General features: G+C 72.5%; 13 protein-coding genes. 8 read left to right on the forward strand and 5 right to left on the reverse strand.

The window, feature by feature from the left end:
* Window positions 1-50: 50 nt before the first annotated feature.
* Together IE267_RS30915 and IE267_RS30920 are read left to right on the forward strand one after the other, a co-directional pair.
* The gene (locus IE267_RS30915) at window positions 51-647 is read left to right on the forward strand and encodes an SACE_7040 family transcriptional regulator (RefSeq protein WP_167153066.1); all 597 of its coding nucleotides are present in this window, start codon (window positions 51-53) and stop codon (window positions 645-647) included.
* A 130-nt stretch (window positions 648-777) separates the two neighbouring features.
* A complete protein-coding gene (locus IE267_RS30920; protein WP_167153067.1) occupies window positions 778-1,548 on the forward strand; it encodes a phosphatase in 771 nt (256 codons plus the stop codon).
* 252 nt (window positions 1,549-1,800) lie between these two features.
* On the opposite strand, the gene IE267_RS30925 is transcribed toward IE267_RS30920, so the two are convergent.
* The 4 genes from IE267_RS30925 to IE267_RS30940 all read right to left on the reverse strand — a co-directional run bounded on the left by IE267_RS30925 (window position 1,801) and on the right by IE267_RS30940 (window position 6,533).
* Entirely contained in the window at window positions 1,801-2,730 is a 930-nt protein-coding gene (locus tag IE267_RS30925; RefSeq protein ID WP_189765440.1) for a cation diffusion facilitator family transporter, read from the reverse strand.
* 37 nt (window positions 2,731-2,767) lie between these two features.
* Window positions 2,768-3,640, reverse strand: a complete 873-nt coding sequence (gene tesB, locus IE267_RS30930) for an acyl-CoA thioesterase II (RefSeq protein ID WP_167153069.1) — start codon at window positions 3,638-3,640, stop codon at window positions 2,768-2,770.
* Window positions 3,641-3,673: 33 nt separating this feature from the next.
* Window positions 3,674-4,831, reverse strand: coding sequence for an acyl-CoA dehydrogenase family protein (locus IE267_RS30935; RefSeq protein WP_167153070.1), 1,158 nt, complete (start codon window positions 4,829-4,831; stop codon window positions 3,674-3,676).
* A 67-nt stretch (window positions 4,832-4,898) separates the two neighbouring features.
* On the reverse strand, window positions 4,899-6,533 hold the full coding sequence (locus IE267_RS30940; protein ID WP_229861502.1) for a PucR family transcriptional regulator: 1,635 nt from the start codon (window positions 6,531-6,533) through the stop codon (window positions 4,899-4,901).
* Window positions 6,534-6,742: 209 nt separating this feature from the next.
* On the opposite strand from IE267_RS30940, the gene IE267_RS30945 reads away from it, so the two are divergent.
* The 6 genes from IE267_RS30945 to IE267_RS30970 all read left to right on the forward strand — a co-directional run bounded on the left by IE267_RS30945 (window position 6,743) and on the right by IE267_RS30970 (window position 17,450).
* Window positions 6,743-8,221 (forward strand): sodium:solute symporter family protein, encoded by a 1,479-nt coding sequence (locus IE267_RS30945; protein WP_167153072.1) that lies wholly within the window; start codon window positions 6,743-6,745, stop codon window positions 8,219-8,221.
* A gap of 47 nt (window positions 8,222-8,268) precedes the next feature.
* On the forward strand, window positions 8,269-9,234 hold the full coding sequence (gene speB / locus IE267_RS30950; protein WP_167153073.1) for an agmatinase: 966 nt from the start codon (window positions 8,269-8,271) through the stop codon (window positions 9,232-9,234).
* 103 nt (window positions 9,235-9,337) lie between these two features.
* Window positions 9,338-11,008 carry a thiamine pyrophosphate-binding protein gene (locus IE267_RS30955; RefSeq protein ID WP_189765441.1) on the forward strand — a complete coding sequence of 557 codons (1,671 nt, stop codon included), beginning with the start codon at window positions 9,338-9,340 and terminating at the stop codon, window positions 11,006-11,008.
* 155 nt (window positions 11,009-11,163) lie between these two features.
* A complete protein-coding gene (locus IE267_RS30960; RefSeq protein WP_167153075.1) occupies window positions 11,164-14,904 on the forward strand; it encodes an ABC transporter ATP-binding protein in 3,741 nt (1,246 codons plus the stop codon).
* Between the two features lie 667 nt (window positions 14,905-15,571).
* On the forward strand, window positions 15,572-15,928 hold the full coding sequence (locus IE267_RS30965) for a hypothetical protein (protein ID WP_161257218.1): 357 nt from the start codon (window positions 15,572-15,574) through the stop codon (window positions 15,926-15,928).
* Window positions 15,929-16,043: 115 nt separating this feature from the next.
* Entirely contained in the window at window positions 16,044-17,450 is a 1,407-nt protein-coding gene (locus IE267_RS30970; RefSeq protein ID WP_189765442.1) for a S28 family serine protease, read from the forward strand.
* 354 nt (window positions 17,451-17,804) lie between these two features.
* On the opposite strand, the gene IE267_RS30975 is transcribed toward IE267_RS30970, so the two are convergent.
* Window positions 17,805-18,311 (reverse strand): hypothetical protein, encoded by a 507-nt coding sequence (locus tag IE267_RS30975; protein ID WP_229861503.1) that lies wholly within the window; start codon window positions 18,309-18,311, stop codon window positions 17,805-17,807.
* Window positions 18,312-18,391 lie beyond the last annotated feature (80 nt).

Genomic DNA, 18,391 nt, shown 5'->3' on the forward strand with positions numbered 1-18,391 from the left:
ATTGCCTTCAGGTTAACGAGCGCTAACCCCATTGTCTAGAATGAATTCCCATGAGCACCCGTACCGACGCCCCCACCCGCCGCGAGCAGATCCTGCGCGAGGCCGCCCGGCTCTTCGCCGAGCGCGGCTTCCACGGCGTCGGCGTCGACGAGATAGGCGCCGCGGTCGGCATCAGCGGCCCCGGCCTGTACCGGCACTTCGCGGGCAAGGACGCGATGCTGGCCGAGCTGCTGGTCGGCATCAGCGGGCGGCTGTACGACGGCGGCCGCAAGCGGGTCGCCGAGGCGGCGGGCGACCCCGAGCGGCTGCTCGGCTCGCTCATCGACGGGCACATCGACTTCGCCCTGGACGACCGGTCGCTGATCACCCTGCACGACCGCGAACTCGACCGGCTCCGCGACAGCGACCGCAAGCTGGTGCGCCAGCTCCAGCGGCAGTACGTCGAGCTGTGGGTCGGGGCCGTACGGGAGCTGTACCCGCCGGTGCCGGAGGCCGAGGTGCGCGGGGCGGTGCACGCCGTGTTCGGGCTGCTCAACTCGACCCCGCACCTCGGCTCGCACGGCTCGGGCCTGCCCGGCCGCACCGCCACCGAGACGCTGCTCCGCCGCCTGGCGCACGGGGCCTTCGCCTCGCTCGACGGGCACTGAGCGGGTGCGGCGGGGATGGGCGCTGCGGGCCGCCGTGCCGGCCTTCGTGCGTTCCGCCGCACGCTCGGTACGGGTCCGCTGCTCGGGACGGGCCGGTCGTGCGCGGCGCGCTCGGGGCAGAATGGGCGGCATGCCGATACCCAGCCGTGCCGCCCTTGTCGACCACCTCGTCCGCACCCGTATCGCCGGTGACGTCGCCACGCCACGCGACAACAACCTCTCCCACTACCGCAAGCTCGCCAATGGCGACCGCCACTACTGGCTGGGCCTTGAGCTGGGGGACCGCTGGACGGACGAGCAGGACGTACTCGCCGTGATGGCCGAGCGCTGCGGCGTGGTGGACGACCCCGGGCACCGCACCGGCCAGGACACCATCGACCCCGAGCTCACCGTGGACGGCCTGGACCGGATGGCGGCGCGGCTGCGCAAGGCAGCGGCGGGACGGGAGCGGGTGCTGTTCGCCACCGGGCACCCCGGTGCGCTCATCGACGTGCACAGCCGGACCGCGGCGGGGCTGCGGGCGGCGGGCTGCGAGATCGTACGCATCCCCGGCGGGCTCACCGCGGACGAGGGGTACGTCGTGCAGTTCGCGGACGTGGCCGTCTTCGAGCGGGGCGCGTCGCTGTGGCACACCCATTCGCCGGAGCCCATGCGGGCGATTCTGGACGCGCTGGACACCCCGCCGGACCTCGTGGTCGCGGACCACGGGTGGGCGGGGTGCGCGGGGCAGCGGGGCGTGGACTCCATGGGGTACGCGGACTGCAACGACCCCGCGCTGTTCCTGGCGGAGGCGGAGGGGTTGCTCCAGGTGACGGTCCCGCTGGACGACCACGTCGTGGACCCCCGCTTCTACGAGCCCATGACGGCGTACCTCCTCGCGGCGGCCGGCCTGGAGGCCTGACCCCCCTGGGGGGTTTGCCCACCCGCCCGCCCGTTGCCCGGGGTTGGTTGGTTCCGGGTCCCTGGGGCTCCGCCCCAGACCCCGTTCGCGCCTGAACGGCGCTCGTCCTCAAACGCCGGACGGGCTGAAATGCCCCGGTGCGGGCCGGCACAGCCACGCACGGTGGACGGACGAGGAGGGGGTTGGGGGCGCGGGGAACCGCGCGAGCGGCCCCGCGCGTGGCGGGGGAGCGATGGGCTCGGGCCCGCCGCTCTAGGCGGAGGGGGTCGGGTCCAGGTAGACGCGGCGGACCGCCGGGAAGCGGGCGCGCAGGCGGGCCTCCGCCTCGTCGCAGGCCCGCTCGACCTCCGCCGCCGTCGACACGTCCCGGAAGTCGATCTTCGCGGCGATCAGGATCTCCTCCGGGCCCTGGATGAGCGTGGTCAGCTCCAGGACCGCCTCCACGTGCGGCACCCCGAGCAACACCTCCCGCACCCGCGCCCGCATCTCCCGCGGCAGCGGACGGCCGATCAGCAGGCGCGCGTTGGAGCGGCCCAGCTCCCACGCCACGTACACCAGGAGCACGCCGATCAGCACGGACGCCGTACCGTCCCAGACGCCGGAGCCCGTGATCTGGCCGCCGAGCAGGCCGCCCGCCGCGAGCAGCAGGCCGACCAGGGCGGCGGAGTCCTCCATCACCACCGCCTCCACCGCGGTGTCCGGCGTCAGCCGGAAGTAGCGGCCCACCGGCGCCCCGAGCCGCGCCGCCTCCGCCTTCACCTGGCGGATGCCGGTCCGCAGCGAATAGCCCTCCAGGAGGAAGGCGACCGCGAGGACGAGGTAGGAGACGAGCGGGTCGCCCAGCTCCTCGCCCGCCACCAGCGTGTGGATGCCGTCGTAGACCGAGAACACCGCGCCGCCGACGAAGGTGGCGACCGCCGCGAACATCGCCCAGATGTAGCGCTCGGGCCCGTACCCGAGCGGGTGCTCCTCGTCGGCCGGCTTGTCGCTGCGCTTGAGCGCGGTCAGCAGGAGCAGCTCGGTGACCGTGTCGGCGAGTGAGTGCGCGGCCTCCGACAGCATCGCGCTCGACCCGCTGATCACCCCGGCCACGGCCTTCGCGAGCGCGATCCCGAGGTTGGCGACCGCCGCCACGACGACCGTGACCGTACTCTCGCCGCCGCCCTCGTCCGATGCGCTCATACCCGGACGGTATGTCCGATCCCCGTGCCCGGCGATGTCAGCGCGGGATGCGGACGACGCCCTCCTGGATCACGGTGATCGCGAGCCGCCCGTCCTGCGTGTAGATCCGCGCCTGCCCGAGCCCGCGTCCGCCGGATGCCGAGGGCGACTCCTGGTCGTAGAGCAGCCATTCGTCGGCCCGGAAGGGCCGGTGGAACCACATCGCATGGTCGAGCGAGGCGCCCACCACGTCCCCGACCGCCCAGCCGCCCCGCCCGTGGGCGAGCAGCACCGAGTCGAGCAGCGTCATGTCGGAGACGTACGTCGCCAGGCACACGTGCAGCAGCGGGTCGTCGGCGAGCTTGCCGTTGGTGCGGAACCACACCTGCGAGCGCGGCTCGCGCGGGGTGCCGACGCTGCCCCACGGCGGCGCGTCCACGTACCGCAGATCGACGGCCGCGCGGGCCTCGATCAGCCGGTCCACCACGCCCGCGTCGCGGAAGGCGTCCGCGTACCGAGGCAGCATCTCGGCGGCCGTCGGCAGCGACTCCGGGTCCGGCGCGGGCGGCATCCCGGCCTGGTGCTCCATGCCCTCCTCGTACGTCTGGAACGACGCGGAGAGATGGAAGATCGGCTGCCCGTGCTGGATGGCGACGACGCGGCGGGTGGTGAAGGAGGCGCCGTCGCGGATGCGGTCGACGGTGTAGACGATCGGTGCGCCCGGGTCGCCGGCCCGCAGGAAGTAGGCGTGCAGCGAGTGCGCCATCCGGTCGGCGGGCACGGTGCGGCCGGCCGCGACCAGCGCCTGAGCGGCCACTTGGCCGCCGAAGACGCGGGGCACGACCGCCGAGCGGGACCGGCCGCGGAAGATGTCCTCCTCGATCCGCTCCAGGTCGAGCAGATCGAGGAGGTTCTCAAGTGCCTGATGCATGAAGGTAGTTGTACAGGTCGGTGTGGCCGGCCCCTACAGCCCCATGTTCTTGGCGATGATCGACTTCATGATCTCGCTGGTGCCGCCGTAGATCCGGTTCACCCGGTTGTCGGCGTACAGGCGGGCGATCGGGTACTCGTTCATGAAGCCGTAGCCGCCGTGCAGCTGGAGGCAGCGGTCGATGACGCGGTGCGCGACCTCGGTGCAGAACAGCTTCGCGGACGCGGCCTCGGCCGGCGTCAGCTCGCCCGCGTCCAGCGCCTCAAGGGCGCGGTCGGCGACCGCCTCGGCGGCGTCCACCTCGGCCTGGCAGGCGGCCAGTTCGAACTTGGTGTTCTGGAACGAGGCGACCGTCTTGCCGAAGACCGTACGGTCCTGGACGTACTCCTTGGCGAACCGGACGGCCGCCTTGGCCTGGGCGTACGCGCCGAACGCGATGCCCCAGCGCTCGGAGGCGAGGTTGTGGCCCAGGTAGTAGAAGCCCTTGTTCTCCTCGCCGAGCAGGTCCTCGGCGGGCACCTTGACGTCGACGAACGCGAGCTCGGCGGTGTCGGAGGTCTTCAGGCCGAGCTTGTCGAGCTTGCGGCCGACCGAGTAGCCCTCGGACTTGGTGTCCACCGCGAACAGCGAGATGCCGTGGCGGCGGTCCTCGGCGGAGGGGGCGTCGGTGCGGGCGCAGACGATCACGCGGTCGGCGTGCACACCGCCGGTGATGAAGGTCTTGGCGCCGTTGAGGACGTAGTGCGAGCCGTCCTCGGAGAGCTTGGCGGTGGTCTTCATGCCCGCGAGGTCGGAGCCGGTGCCCGGCTCGGTCATCGCGAGCGCCCACATCTCCTCGCCGGAGACGAACTTCGGCAGGAAGCGCTTCTTCTGCTCGTCGGTGGCGAGCATCTTGATGTACGGGAGGCCGAGCAGCACGTGCACGCCCGAGCCGCCGAACTGGACGCCCGCGCGGGCCGTCTCCTCGTACATCACGGCCTCGAACTTGTACGAGTCGATGCCGGCGCCGCCGAACTCCTCGTCCACGCGGATGCCGAAGATGCCGAGCTCGGCGAGCTTGTAGTAGAACTCGCGCGGCACGATGCCCTGCGCGAACCACTCGTCGTAGACCGGGACGACCTCGGCCTCGATGAAGGCGCGCAGGGTCTCCCGGAACGCCTCGTGGTCTTCGTCGAATACCGTACGGCGCACGGTCGCCCTCCTCGGCTCACATTCGTCTAAGCGCTTGCTCAGGTTGAATAACGAAGTTACCCGGCAGTCACCGGCACTGTCCAGAGTGAGACTCGGCACTTCTGAGCGCCAGCCAGAGCTCGGTGCGTACGTCCATGTCGTCGAGGTCGCTCCCGAGCAGCGCCGCACAGCGGCCGATCCGCTGGCGGACGGTGTTGCGGTGCACCCCGAGCGCCACCGCGCTGCGGTCCCAACTCCCGTGCAGCGAGAGCCAGGTGCGCAGGGTGGTGCGCAGGGTCTCGGTGAGCGGGGCGAGCAGTTCACGGGCGTACGCGGCGGCTTCCCCGGGGTCCACGAGGCCCCCGAAACCGGCGGGGCGGTGCCGGGCGAGGGTGACGCGGGTCGCCTCCGCGCGCTCCAGGGCCCGGGCGGCCTGGGTGTCGGCGACGGCGAGGCCGTCCAGCGCGGCGGGGGCGCTGACGCCGAGGGTCCAGCCGGGGTGCGGGGCGATCTCGCGGCCGGCCGGCACGAGGGCGCGTACGTGCTGCCCCGCCGCCTCGACCAGCGGGGTCCCGAGCTCGGGGGCCGGGCCCTGGCCCCGGCCGTGCACCACGGTCCACGGCCCCGGGCCGAGCAGCGGCCCGGCCTCTTCGGGCGTGGCGCCCAGCATCATCCGCACCAGTGCGGCCGAACGGGCGGCCTCGTCGGCGCCCTGCCGCTCCGCGGTGAGCAGGGTGAGCAGCACGGCCGCGACGCCGGCGATGGTGTGGTCGCCGGGGGCGCGGTGCGGGGTGGCGAGGGCCAGCACCCGGGGCCCTGCGAGGGCGTAGGTGGTGAGGTGGGTGCCGGCCACGGTGTCGCTCGCGGTGAGCGCGCCTCCCCCGCCCCGCCCCTTCCCGCGACCCTCCGGGGATGGGTGCTCCGGGTGCCGCCCGGCGGGTGCGCCGGGGGCCTCGGGCGCGCATTCCAGCCCCTCCGGAGTTTTTTGGGGACCTGGGTCCGGGGCGGAGCCCCGTGCAGGGCGGCCCGCGGCCGACGTGTCGTCCACGGGCGGCCTGCGGGAAGGGGCGGGACGGGGAAGATCCGCCGAAGGCGCCACCACCCGCACCAGCCCCCGCACCCCCGCCCCCACGGCGTCGGACGGTTCCGGCCCCGCCGCGTCCAGCACCGACCCCGCCGGAGTGACCAGGGCCGCCCACCCTCCGACCCGCCCCGCCAGCACCCGCAGCACCGCACCCACCGGCTCGGGCCGGGCCGCAGCCGTGGCCAGCGCCCGCTGGCCCTCGTTCACCCGCCGCAACTCGTCCTCCCGGGCCCGCGCCATCAGCAGCCACACCGCCCGGGCCACCCCCGAGAACGTCGTCTGCGGCGGCACCTCCAGGAGGGGGAGGCCGTGGCGGGCGCAGGCCTCCACCAGCGCGGGCGGGACCGCGTCGTACACCGGGGCCACGCCGAAGCCGAGGGCCGCCGCCCCCGCGGCCGCCACCCGGGCCACGTAGACCTCGGGGTCGGGGAGCTGCACCCCCGCCGTCATCAGGAGCTCGCCGCCGAGCAGGTACGGGAACGGGTCGGCCATCTCCGAGGTGTGCACCCAGCGGATGGACGCGTCCGGGGGCCCCGCCAGCTGCCGCAGGCCGAGGTCGGCGCGGGCCAGCAGCGCGGCGAGCGCGACCGGTGGGGTGGGGGGAGTGGTCGGGGCGGGCGGAGCGGTCTGGTCCGGCATGGTGGACGATCCATCCATCAGCAGCATCGGGAGTGGAGGAAACGTACACTTCAGCGTTGCTTTCCGGCCACCTAGGGTCGTGCCGAACCGAAGGCCGCGGGTACGGGCGGATGTCCCCGCGAACAGCCGACGGAACCTCGGTGCCTCCGTGGGGCACCGATGTCCCCCCGCACGACACGCCCCCGAGTGAGCGCGAAGGAGGGCCCCGCATGGCCGTCGACTACACAGTGATCGTCGTCTATCTCGCCGGAATGCTGGCGATGGGCTGGTGGGGCATGCGCCGCGCCCGCTCGAAGTCCGAATTCCTGGTCGCAGGAAGGCGGTTGGGGCCCGCGATGTACTCCGGGACCATGGCCGCCATCGTGCTCGGCGGCGCCTCCACCATCGGCGGCGTCGGCCTCGGCTACAAGTACGGCCTGTCCGGCGCCTGGATGGTGTTCACCATCGGCCTCGGCCTGCTCGCGCTCTCCGTGTTCTTCTCCGCCCGCATCGCGCGGCTCCGCGTCTACACCGTGTCCGAGATGCTCGACCTGCGCTACGGCGGCCGGGCCGGGCTCATCTCCGGCGTCGTGATGTGGGCCTACACGCTGATGCTCGCGGTCACCTCGACCATCGCGTACGCCACCATCTTCGACGTCCTCTTCGACCTGAACCGCACGGTCGCGATCGTCCTGGGCGGCGCCATCGTCGTCGCCTACTCGACGCTCGGCGGCATGTGGTCCATCACGCTCACCGACATGGTGCAGTTCGTCGTCAAGACGATCGGGGTGCTGCTGCTCCTGCTGCCCATCGCCGTGGTCAAGGCCGGCGGGTTCGGCGCGATGAAGGCGAAGCTGCCCACCGGCTACTTCGACCCGCTGGGCATCGGCGGCGAGACGATCTTCACGTACGTCCTGATCTACACCTTCGGGATGCTCATCGGGCAGGACATCTGGCAGCGCGTGTTCACGGCACGCAGCGACAAGGTCGCCCGGCTCGGCGGCACCGTCGCCGGTACGTACTGTCTGGTGTACGCCGTCGCGGGCGCGGTCATCGGCACCGCCGCCAAGGTGCTCTACCCGAACCTCGCCAGTGCCGACGACGCGTTCGCCACCATCGTGAAGGCCGAACTCCCCGTCGGTGTAAGGGGGTTGGTGCTCGCCGCCGCCCTCGCCGCCGTGATGTCCACCTCCTCCGGCGCGCTCATCGCCTCGGCCACCGTCGCCAACAACGACATCTGGGCGCGGCTGCGGGGCAGGTCCGGGCAGAGCGGCGCCGACCACGACGAGGTCCGGGGCAACCGGGTCTTCATCCTGATCATGGGGATCGCGGTGATCGTCATCGCGACCCGGCTGAGCAGCGTCGTCGAGGGCCTCACCGTCGCCTACGACCTGCTCGTGGGCGGGCTGCTCGTGCCGATCCTCGGCGGGCTGCTGTGGAAGCGAGGCACCGCGTCGGGCGCGCTCGCCTCGGTCGTCGTCGGCGGCCTCGCGGTGGTCGCGCTCATGGTGCGCTACGGCATCCTCGCCAACGAGCCCGTCTACTACGGACTGCTCGCCTCGCTCCTCGCGTACGTCGTCGTGTCGTTCGCGACGAAGCCGACCGACGCCGCGGTGCTCGCCGCCTGGCGCGAGCGGCTGGCCGGCCGCGGGGCGCATCCGGACGCGGACGAGCCGGCGGCGGCCGAAGCGGCGCCGGCACACAGCTAGAGTCACACTGATAAAGCGCATAAACACTGAAACGAAGGGCAATTCAGATGAGCAGCAACGAAACGCCGCGCGGTCCGATCGACTCGTCCCGCATTCCGCGGTACGCCGGGCCCGCGACCTTCGCCCGGCTGCCCCGCCTCGACGAGGTCGGCACCGCCGATGTCGCCGTGGTCGGCGTGCCCTTCGACAGCGGTGTCTCCTACCGGCCCGGCGCCCGTTTCGGCGGCAACGCCATCCGCGAGGCCTCGCGCCTGCTGCGCCCGTACAACCCGGCGCAGGATGCCTCGCCGTTCGCGCTGGCCCAGGTCGCCGACGCCGGTGACATCGCGGCCAACCCGTTCAACATCAACGAGGCCGTCGAGACCATCGAGGCCGCCGCCGACGACCTGCTCGGCACCGGCGCCCGGATGATGACCCTCGGCGGCGACCACACCATCGCGCTGCCGCTGCTCCGCTCGGTCGCCAAGAAGCACGGCCCGGTCGCGCTGCTCCACTTCGACGCGCACCTCGACACCTGGGACACCTACTTCGGCGCCGAGTACACCCACGGCACCCCGTTCCGCCGGGCCGTCGAGGAGGGCATCCTCGACACCGAGGCGCTCTCGCACGTCGGCACCCGCGGCCCGCTGTACGGCAAGCAGGACCTGACCGACGACGAGAAGATGGGCTTCGGCATCGTCACCTCCGCCGACGTCTACCGGCGCGGCGCCGACGAGGTCGCCGACCAGCTCCGCCAGCGCATCGGCGACCGCCCGCTCTACATTTCCATCGACATCGACTGCCTCGACCCGGCCCACGCGCCCGGCACCGGCACCCCCGAGGCCGGCGGCATGACCTCGCGCGAGCTCCTGGAGATCCTGCGGGGCCTCGCCTCCTGCAACCTGGTCTCCGCCGACGTCGTCGAGGTCGCCCCGGCCTACGACCACGCCGAAATCACCTCGGTCGCCGCGTCCCACACGGCGTACGAGCTCACCACGATCATGTCCCGGCAGATCGCGGCCGGCCGCGCCTGAGCGCGGAACGGACCGGGAAACGATCAACGGCGTCGGCCCGGCGGACGGGGGACCGGCACCGGGCCGAAGGGCCGAGCTCCCAGGACTCCAAGGAGAGGACGCGATGACCCACGACCACGACCTCGTGCTGCGGCCCACGCCGCGCCAGGTGGAGGCCGCCCTGAACCCCCCGCCCGGGCGCAACGGCGGTGACCTGGTGGTCGAGACCCTCGCGGGGCTCGGCGCCACCACCGTGTTCGGGCTGCCGGGCCAGCACGCGCTCGGCATGTTCGACGCGCTGCGCCGCTCGGACCTGCGTTACGTCGGCCTCCGGGTCGAGAACAACGCGGGCTTCGCCGCCGACGCCTACGGCCGGGTCACCGGCGAGGCCGCCCCGCTGCTGCTCTCGACCGGCCCCGGCGCGCTGACCTCGCTGGCCGCGCTCCAGGAGGCGGCGGCCGCCTCGTCCCCGGTCGTCGCGATCTCAAGTCAGGTTCCCACGGCGGGACTTGGCGGCGGACGCCACGGCTATCTGCACGAACTGCGCGACCAGAAGGCGTCGTTCCGCGATGTGGTCAAGTCCGTCCACACCGTACGCAGTCAGTCGCAGATCCCCTCCGCGATCGCGGCGGCCTGGGAGTCGGCGCTGACCGCGCCGCACGGGCCGGTGTGGGTGGAGATCCCGCAGGACGTGCTGCTCACGGAGACGGCGCTGCCCGTCGTCACCCCCATGGACGCCTTCCCCGAGGATGTCGTCCCGCGCCCCGAACTGACCGCTGTGGCAGCCGAGTTGCTGGCGAACGCGGCCCGCCCGGCGATCATCGCGGGCGGCGGCGTCGTACGCGCCGACGCCGCGGGCAAACTGCTCGCGCTCGCCGAGCGCCTCGACGCGCCGGTCGTGACGACCTTCGGCGGCAAGGGCGCCTTCCCGTGGGAGCACCCGCTCTCGCTCCAGTCCTGGCTGGAGGACCGGCACACCACGGACTTCCTGGAGGACGCGGACGTCCTGCTCGTCGTCGGCTCCGGTCTCGGCGAGCTGTCGTCGAACTACCACACGTTCAAGCCGCGCGGCCGGATCGTCCAGATCGAGGCCGACCTCGGCAAGCTGGAGTCCAACCACCCGGCGCTCGGCATCCACGCGGACGCCCGGATCGCGCTCCAGGCCCTGCTCGAAACGGTCAGGGAGCGCACCGACGAGACGGCCGCCGATCGGGTGCGGACCGTCCTCGACCAGGTCCGGGCCCGTATCGACGCCCAGGACCTCGGCGAGGAGCGGCGCATCCTGGCCGCCGTGCGCGAGGCGCTGCCGGCCGGGGCGCCCAGCTTCTGGGACATGACGATCCTGGCCTACTGGGCCTGGTCGGCGTGGCCCGGCGCGATGCACTCGGCGCAGGGCGCCGGAGGCCTCGGCTACGGCTTCCCGGCGGCCCTCGGCGCGGCCGCCGCCGATCCGGAGCACCCGGTCCTCGCGGTGTCCGGCGACGGCGGGGCGATGTACTCGATCGCCGAGCTCGCCACGGCCAGGCAGTACGACCTGCCCGTCACCTGGCTGATCGTCGACGACGGCGGCTACGGCATCCTGCGCGAGTACATGACGGACACGTTCGGTGAGGCCACGGCCACCGAGCTGGCCCGGCCGGACTTCGTGGCCCTCGCCGAATCCTTCGGCGTCCCGGCCGTCCGCACCACCGCGGACACCCTGACCGCCGACCTGGCCAAGGCGCTGGCGGCCCCCGGGCCCTCGGTGGTCGTGCTGCCCGCCCTCCTGAAGATGTTCGCGCCGACCCACCTCTGAGGCGCGTCTGCGGCCCGGGCCGGCCGCCGCGGCGGGCCCGGCCGGACGTCGGACAGGTCCTGGTCCTTACGTCCCGTATTTGTTGCGGCGGGATGAAATCCGCAGGCCCCCGTGTTGGGGCTTGCGGCAGGACAGGTACCAACGGGAGGAATGCCGTGACGGAGGGTGCGCAACAGGGGTGGGCGCGCAGGCTGACCGGGTACGCCTGGCGATACCGGCGCAACGTGGTGCTCGCGCTCGGCTCCTCGCTCGGCGGCATGGCCGTCATGGCGCTCGTCCCGCTGATCACCAAGGTGGTCATCGACGACGTCATCGGCGCCCACACCCGCTCCCTCGCCGTGTGGACCGGCCTGCTCATAGCCTCCGCCGTGGTGGTGTACGGGCTCACCTACATACGGCGGTACTACGGAGGGCGGCTCGCCCTCGACGTCCAGCACGACCTGCGGACCGAGATGTACCGCACGATCACCCGGCTCGACGGGCGGCGCCAGGACGAGCTGTCCACCGGACAGGTCGTCGGCCGGGCCACCAGCGACCTCCAGCTGATCCAGGGCCTGCTCTTCATGCTGCCGATGACCATCGGCAACGTCCTGCTCTTCGTGATCTCCATCGGGATCATGGCGTGGCTGTCGCCCCTGCTGACCCTCGTCGCCCTCGCCGTGGCCCCCGCCCTCTGGTTCATCGCCAAGCGCAGCCGCACCCGCCTCTTCCCTGCCACCTGGTACGCCCAGGGCCAGGCCGCCGCCGTGGCCGGAGTCGTCGACGGGGCCGTGTCCGGGGTCCGGGTCGTCAAGGGATTCGGCCAGGAGGACCAGGAGACCGGCAAGCTCCGCGAGGTCGGCCGCAAGCTCTTCGCGGGCCGCCTGCGCACGATCAAGCTGAACTCCCGCTACACCCCGGCCCTCCAGGCCGTCCCCGCACTCGGCCAGGTCGCCATGCTGGCGCTCGGCGGCTGGCTCGCCACCCGCGGCCAGATCACGCTCGGCACGTTCGTGGCGTTCTCCACCTACCTCGCCCAGCTCGTCGGGCCCGTCCGCATGCTCGCCATGGTGCTCACCGTGGGCCAGCAGGCGCGGGCCGGCGTCGAACGCGTCCTGGAGCTCATCGACACCGAGCCGTCGATGCGGGACGGCACCAAGGAGCTGTCGCCCGCCGCCCCCGCCACCGTCGAGTTCGACGACGTGAGCTTCGGCTACGACACCGAGCGGCCCGTCCTGAAGGGCTTCTCGCTCGACATCCGGCCCGGCGAGACCGTCGCCGTGGTCGGCTCGTCCGGCTCCGGCAAGTCCACCGTCTCGCTGCTGCTGCCCCGCTTCTACGACGTCGAACACGGCGCCGTCCTCGTCGGCGGCCACGACGTACGGGAACTGACGCTCTCCTCGCTGCGCGCCGCCATCGGGCTGGTCCCCGAGGACTCCTTCCTCTTCTCCGACACCGTCGGCGCCAACATCGCGTACGGAAAGCCGGACGCCACCCAGGAGGAGATCGAGAAGGCCGCCCGCGCCGCCCAGGCGGACCGTTTCATCGCCGAGCTGCCCAAGGGCTACGACACCACCGTCGGCGAGCACGGCCTGACCCTCTCCGGCGGCCAGCGCCAGCGCGTCGCGCTGGCCCGCGCCATCCTCACCGACCCCCGCCTGCTCGTCCTGGACGACGCGACCTCGGCCGTCGACGCCCGCGTCGAGCACGAGATCCACGAGGCCCTCAAGTCGGTCATGGCGGGCCGCACCACCCTGCTCATCGCGCACCGCCGCTCCACCCTCGCCCTCGCCGACCGCATCGCCGTCCTCGACGACGGGCGGCTCGCCGCGATCGGCACCCACGACGAGCTCCAGCGCGACAGCGCCCTCTACCGCCGCCTGCTCACCGACCCCGACGAACTCGGCGCGGTCTCCCCGGGCCACACCCCGCCCGCCCCGCACACCGAGGACGAGGACCACTCCGTACGGGACGAGCTGGACGCGGAGTACGACGTCGAGCGCGGCATCACCCCGCCGCTGTGGGTCCGCGAGGAGAAGGCCGAGTCGGCCGCTCCCGGCGGCATGCCGGCCACCCCCGAACTGCTCGCCCAGGTCGAGGCCCTGCCGCCCGCGACCGACGTGCCCGCGATAGACGAGGCCAGGGCCGTCCGGGCCGAGGAGTCCTACGGCCTGCGCAGGCTCCTGCACGGCTTCGGCCTCCCGCTGCTCGCCTCGCTCCTCCTCGTCGTCGTCGACGCGGGCATGTCGCTGATCCTGCCGATCCTGATCCGGCACGGCATCGACCAAGGCGTCACCAAGCTCGCGCTCGGTGCGGTGTGGGCGGCGGCCGGGCTCGCCCTGCTCAGCGTCGCCGTGCAGTGGATCGCCCAGACCCGCGAGACCCAGATCACCGGCCGCACCGGCGAACGCATCCTGTACGCCCTGCGCCTGAAGATCTTCGCCCAGCTCCAGCGACTCGGACTCGACTACTACGAACGGGAGTTGACCGGCCGGATCATGACCCGTATGACGACGGACGTCGACGCGCTGTCCACGTTCCTGCAGACGGGCCTGGTCACCGCGTTCGTCTCCGTCGTCACGTTCTTCGGCATCATGGTGGCGCTGCTCGTCATCGACATCCAGCTCGCGCTCGTCGTCTTCGCCACGCTGCCGTTCCTCGTCGTCGGCACGTACGTCTTCCGCAAGAAGAGCGTCCAGGCCTACGAACTGGCCCGCGAGCGGGTCAGCGTCGTCAACGCAGACCTCCAGGAGTCCGTGTCGGGCCTGCGCATCGTGCAGGCGTTCCGGCGCGAGCACGACGGCTCCGCGCGGTTCGCCGGGCGCAGCGACCACTACCGCCAGGCGCGGGTGCGCGGCCAGTGGCTGATCTCGGTGTACTTCCCGTTCGTGCAGCTCCTGTCGTCGGTGGCGGCGGCCGCCGTGCTGATCGTGGGCGCGCACCGGGTCGACGCCGGCACCCTCACCACGGGCGCGCTCGTCGCCTACCTGCTCTACATCGACCTGTTCTTCGCCCCCGTGCAGCAGCTCTCGCAGGTCTTCGACGGCTACCAGCAGGCGACGGTCTCCCTCAAGCGCATCCAGGAACTCCTGCGCGAGAAGACGTCCACGGCCGCGGCCACCGAGCCGCTCGACGTGCTCTCGCTGCGCGGCGAGATCGCCTTCGAGAACGTCGACTTCGCGTACGGCTCCGCCGACGAGCCGGAGGAGGCGCTCAGCGGGGTCGACCTGCGCATACCGGCCGGGCAGACCGTCGCGTTCGTCGGCGAGACCGGCGCGGGCAAGTCCACCCTCGTCAAGCTGGTGGCGCGCTTCTACGACCCGACAGGCGGGAGGGTCACCGCCGACGGCACGGACCTGCGTGACCTGGACATCACCGCCTACCGGCACCGGCTCGGCGTCGTCCCGCAGGAGGCGTACCTCTTCGAAGGCACGGTCCGCGACGCCATCGCCTACGGCCGTCCCGACGCGAGCGACGCCGAGGTGGAGGCGGCGGCCCGCGCGGTCGGCGCCCACGACATGATCGCCACGCTCGACGGCGGCTATCTGCACGAGGTCGCCGAGCGCGGCCGCAACCTCTCCGCCGGGCAGCGCCAGCTGATCGCGCTGGCCCGCGCCGAGCTCGTCGACCCGGACGTCCTGCTGCTCGACGAGGCGACGGCCGCGCTCGACCTCGCGACCGAGGCCCAGGTCAACCAGGCCACCGAGCGGCTCACCGGACGCCGTACGACGCTGGTCGTCGCGCACCGCCTCACCACGGCGGCCCGCGCGGACCGGGTGATCGTGATGGACCACGGCCGCGTCGCCGAGGACGGCACGCACGACGAACTCCTCGCCCTGGACGGCAAGTACGCGCGGCTGTGGCGCACGTTCATCGGCGAAGCCGAGCCCGAGGACGAGCCGCTCGCAGCCCGCTGACCCCCAACCCCCTGGGGCTCCGCCCCAGACCCCGGGGGGTTTGCCCACCCGCCCGCCCGTCACTCGGGGTTGGTTGGTTCCGGTCCCTGGGGCTGCGCCCCAGACCCCTGCGGGGGCTCCGCCCCCTGCACCCCCGTTCGCGCCTGAACGGCGCTCGTCCTCAAACGCCGGACAGGCTGTAGGTGCCCCAGCACCGAGCCTTTCAGGGGCGCGAGGAACTGCGCGAAAAGCGACCACGGCGCGAGGCCGGCGACGGGTTTTTTTGGGGGCGCGGGGAACTGTGCAACCAGCCACGCACGGCCCGCGGACGAAAACGGGGTTAGGGGCGCGGGGAACTGCGCGAGAAGCGACCACGGTCCGCAGCCGAAAGGGGGTTGGGGGCGCGGGGAACTGCGCGATCAGCCACGCACGGTGCGAGGCCGAAAGGGGGTTGGGGGCGCGGGGAACTGCGCGATCAGCCACGCACGGTGCGAGGCCGAAAGGGGGTTGGGGGCGCGGGGAACTGCGCGAACGGTCCCCACGGCGTGCCGTCGGCGATCGGCACCGGACGCGCACCCGCACCGGAGAACCGTCGGACGACTTACCGCGTCCCACCCCACGTACGCGCACGTGACGGAAGGGTGCAAGCGTGTTCGGTGGGGTGAGCGGTAAGGGGCGCACAGGGCCCGTGCTGGCCGTGCTCGCGGCGGCGGGCGGCCTGGTCGTGTTCGGGCCGGCCGGCGGCAGCGCGGACGCGGCGGCTCCGTGCGCGGGGCGGCCGGTGAAGGCGGTGGGGTTCGGCGCGGGGGAGCTGCGCCTCTACAAGGGCAACGGGTACGCGTGCGCGGTGACCGCCGCGAAGAACCCGGGGACGCGGCGCCGGATGTCGGTCACGATCCAGGCCCGCGGCAGCGCCCCGGCCGGTGACTCCGGCGCCTATACGCAGTTGGCGGGCCCCGTCACCGTGCACGCGGGCAGCCGCTGTGTCCGCGCCACCGGCGCGATAGCGGGTGGCGGCTCGGCGCAGACGGGCTGGGTCTGCTGACCGGCCGCTGAAGGCCACCCGTGGGGAACAACTGGGTCTGGCGGGGCCGGTGTTGACACCGCTAGGTTCGCGAGGCCACGTTCCGAGCCCACAGGGGCCCCACAGGGGAGTGTGAATGCGCAAGGCGTTCAGATGGCTGTTGTCGCTGGTCGTGCTGATAGGCACGCTGACCGCGACGGGAGCCACGGCAGGGGCGGCCACCGCCGCCGAGCCGGACATCAAGGACCGCATCCTGGCGATACCCGGGATACGTCTCATAGAAGAGAAGCCGTACACCGGCTACCGCTACTTCGTTCTCTCCATCACGCAGCCGGTCGACCACCACAACCCGTACAGCCGGGCCACCTTCCAGCAGCGGTTCACCCTGCTGCACAAGGACACCGACCGCCCGACGGTGATGTACACCAGCGGCTACGACGTCTCGACGAACCCCAGCCGCAGCGAGCCGACGCAGATCGTCGACGGCAACCAGGTCTCCGTCGAGTACCGCTACTTCCCGCAGTCCCGGCCGCAGCCCACCGACTGGTCCAAGGACGACATCTGGCAGGCGGCGAGCGACCAGCACGCCATCTTCCGGGCCCTGAAGCCGATCTACTCGAAGAACTGGCTGACCACGGGCGGCTCCAAGGGCGGCATGACGGCCACGTACTACAAGCGCTTCTACCCGCGTGACATGGACGGGGTCGTCGCATACGTGGCCCCCAACGACGTGGTGAACAACGAGGATTCGGCCTACGACCGGTTCTTCAGGACCGTGGGCACCAAGGAGTGCCGCGACAAGCTGGAGGGCGTGCAGCGCGAGGCGCTCGTGCGGCGGACGTCCCTGGAGAAGAAGTACCAGGAGTACGCGACCGCGAACGGCTACACCTTCACGACGGTCGGCTCCCTCGACAAGGCCTACGAGGCGGTCGTGCTCGACTACGTCTGGGGCTTCTGGCAGTACCACCTGCTGGCCGAGTGCTCCACGATCCCGGCGGACGCGGCGCACGCCACCGACCAGGCGATCTGGGACTCGATCGACACGATCTCGGGCTACTCCTTCTACACGGACCAGGGCCTCGCCCCGTACACGGCGTACTACTACCAGGCCGGTACGCAGTTGGGCTCGCCCACCATCAAGCAGCCCTGGCTCGGCAAGCTGAGCCGCTACGGCTACCAGCCGCCGCGCAACTTCGTGCCGCGGGACATCCCGATGCGGTTCCAGCCGTGGGCGATGCCGGACGTCGACGCGTGGGTCAAGCACCACGCCGACCACATGCTGTACGTGTACGGCCAGAACGACCCGTGGGGTGCCGAGCGGTTCTCTCTCGGTTCGGGAGCACGCGACTCCTACGTGTACACGGTCCCGGGCGGCAACCACGGCTCGAAGGTGGGCCTGCTGCCGGCCACGCAGAAGGCCGCGGCGACGTCCGCGATCCTGCGCTGGGCGGGCCTGAGCCCGGCCCCCGCGAAGCCGCAGGCGCCGTACGACGCGAAGCTGGACGCGACCCCGCTGAACCGGGCGGCGGCCCTGCGCCCGTAACCTCCTGGGGCTCCGCCCCGGACCCCGGGAGTTCGCCCCGCCCCACCCCTTCCCGAAACCCTCCGGGGGAATGGGAACAGGCGGGCTTCCGGGCCTGCGCCCAGGGCCCCCGTTCGGCTGTGGACCGTGCGTGGCTGGTCGCGCAGTTCCCCGCGCCCCTAGCGGTACTGGTGCCGGCCCGCACCGGCATCTTCAGCCCGTCCGGCGCTAGAGGACGAGCGCCGTTCAGGCGCGAACGGGGGTCTGGGGGCGGAGCCCCCAGGGTCTTTTGACCCCCGGAGGGTCTAGGGGAGGGGCGGGGTGGGGGACGAACCGGGGTCTGGGGCGGAGCCCCAGTGCACCGCCCCCGGCGGGCTAGGCGCGCCGGGCGCAGCCCACCGGGGGCTGGGGGCCGGTCAGTTGGACGTACAGCGTGGTGGACGGCGGGCACAGCGCCCGGCGGGCGACCGCCGTCGCCACCCTGTGCTGGGGCGCATGCGACCCCGACCCGTCGCACGGCGTCTCCCGAACCTGGTCGGAACCCGCCGCGTACACACAGTCCCCGACCACCGTGAAGGGCCCGCCCCCGGCCCCGGGGTCACCGGGATGCGGGGGTTCAAGGTTCCGCATGCAGGCGTAGCCCCGAACGGCCGGGGCCCCCTCGGACAGGTACAGCACGAAGTCCGTGGCGAGCGGGCAGTCGACGGCCGCCCCCGCCACCACCGCCCCCGATCGCCGCACCAGCACCCTCGCCGCCGCCCGCTCGCTCGTGCAGGACACCTCCAGGAAGGCCGGCGAGTTCGCCGCGCCCTCGCGGGCGGCACATCCGCCGGTGTCGAGGAACGTCGGCGCGGGGCTCGGCGCCGACGTCGGTGAGGGCATGCTTTCGGCCACCGGCCCGGCACCCCGGCACCCGACCACCACGAGCACCAACAGGCACACCAATCCTGCCCAACGGAACG

This window comes from Streptomyces xanthochromogenes (assembly GCF_014650455.1).
GTDB lineage: Bacteria > Actinomycetota > Actinomycetes > Streptomycetales > Streptomycetaceae > Streptomyces > Streptomyces xanthochromogenes.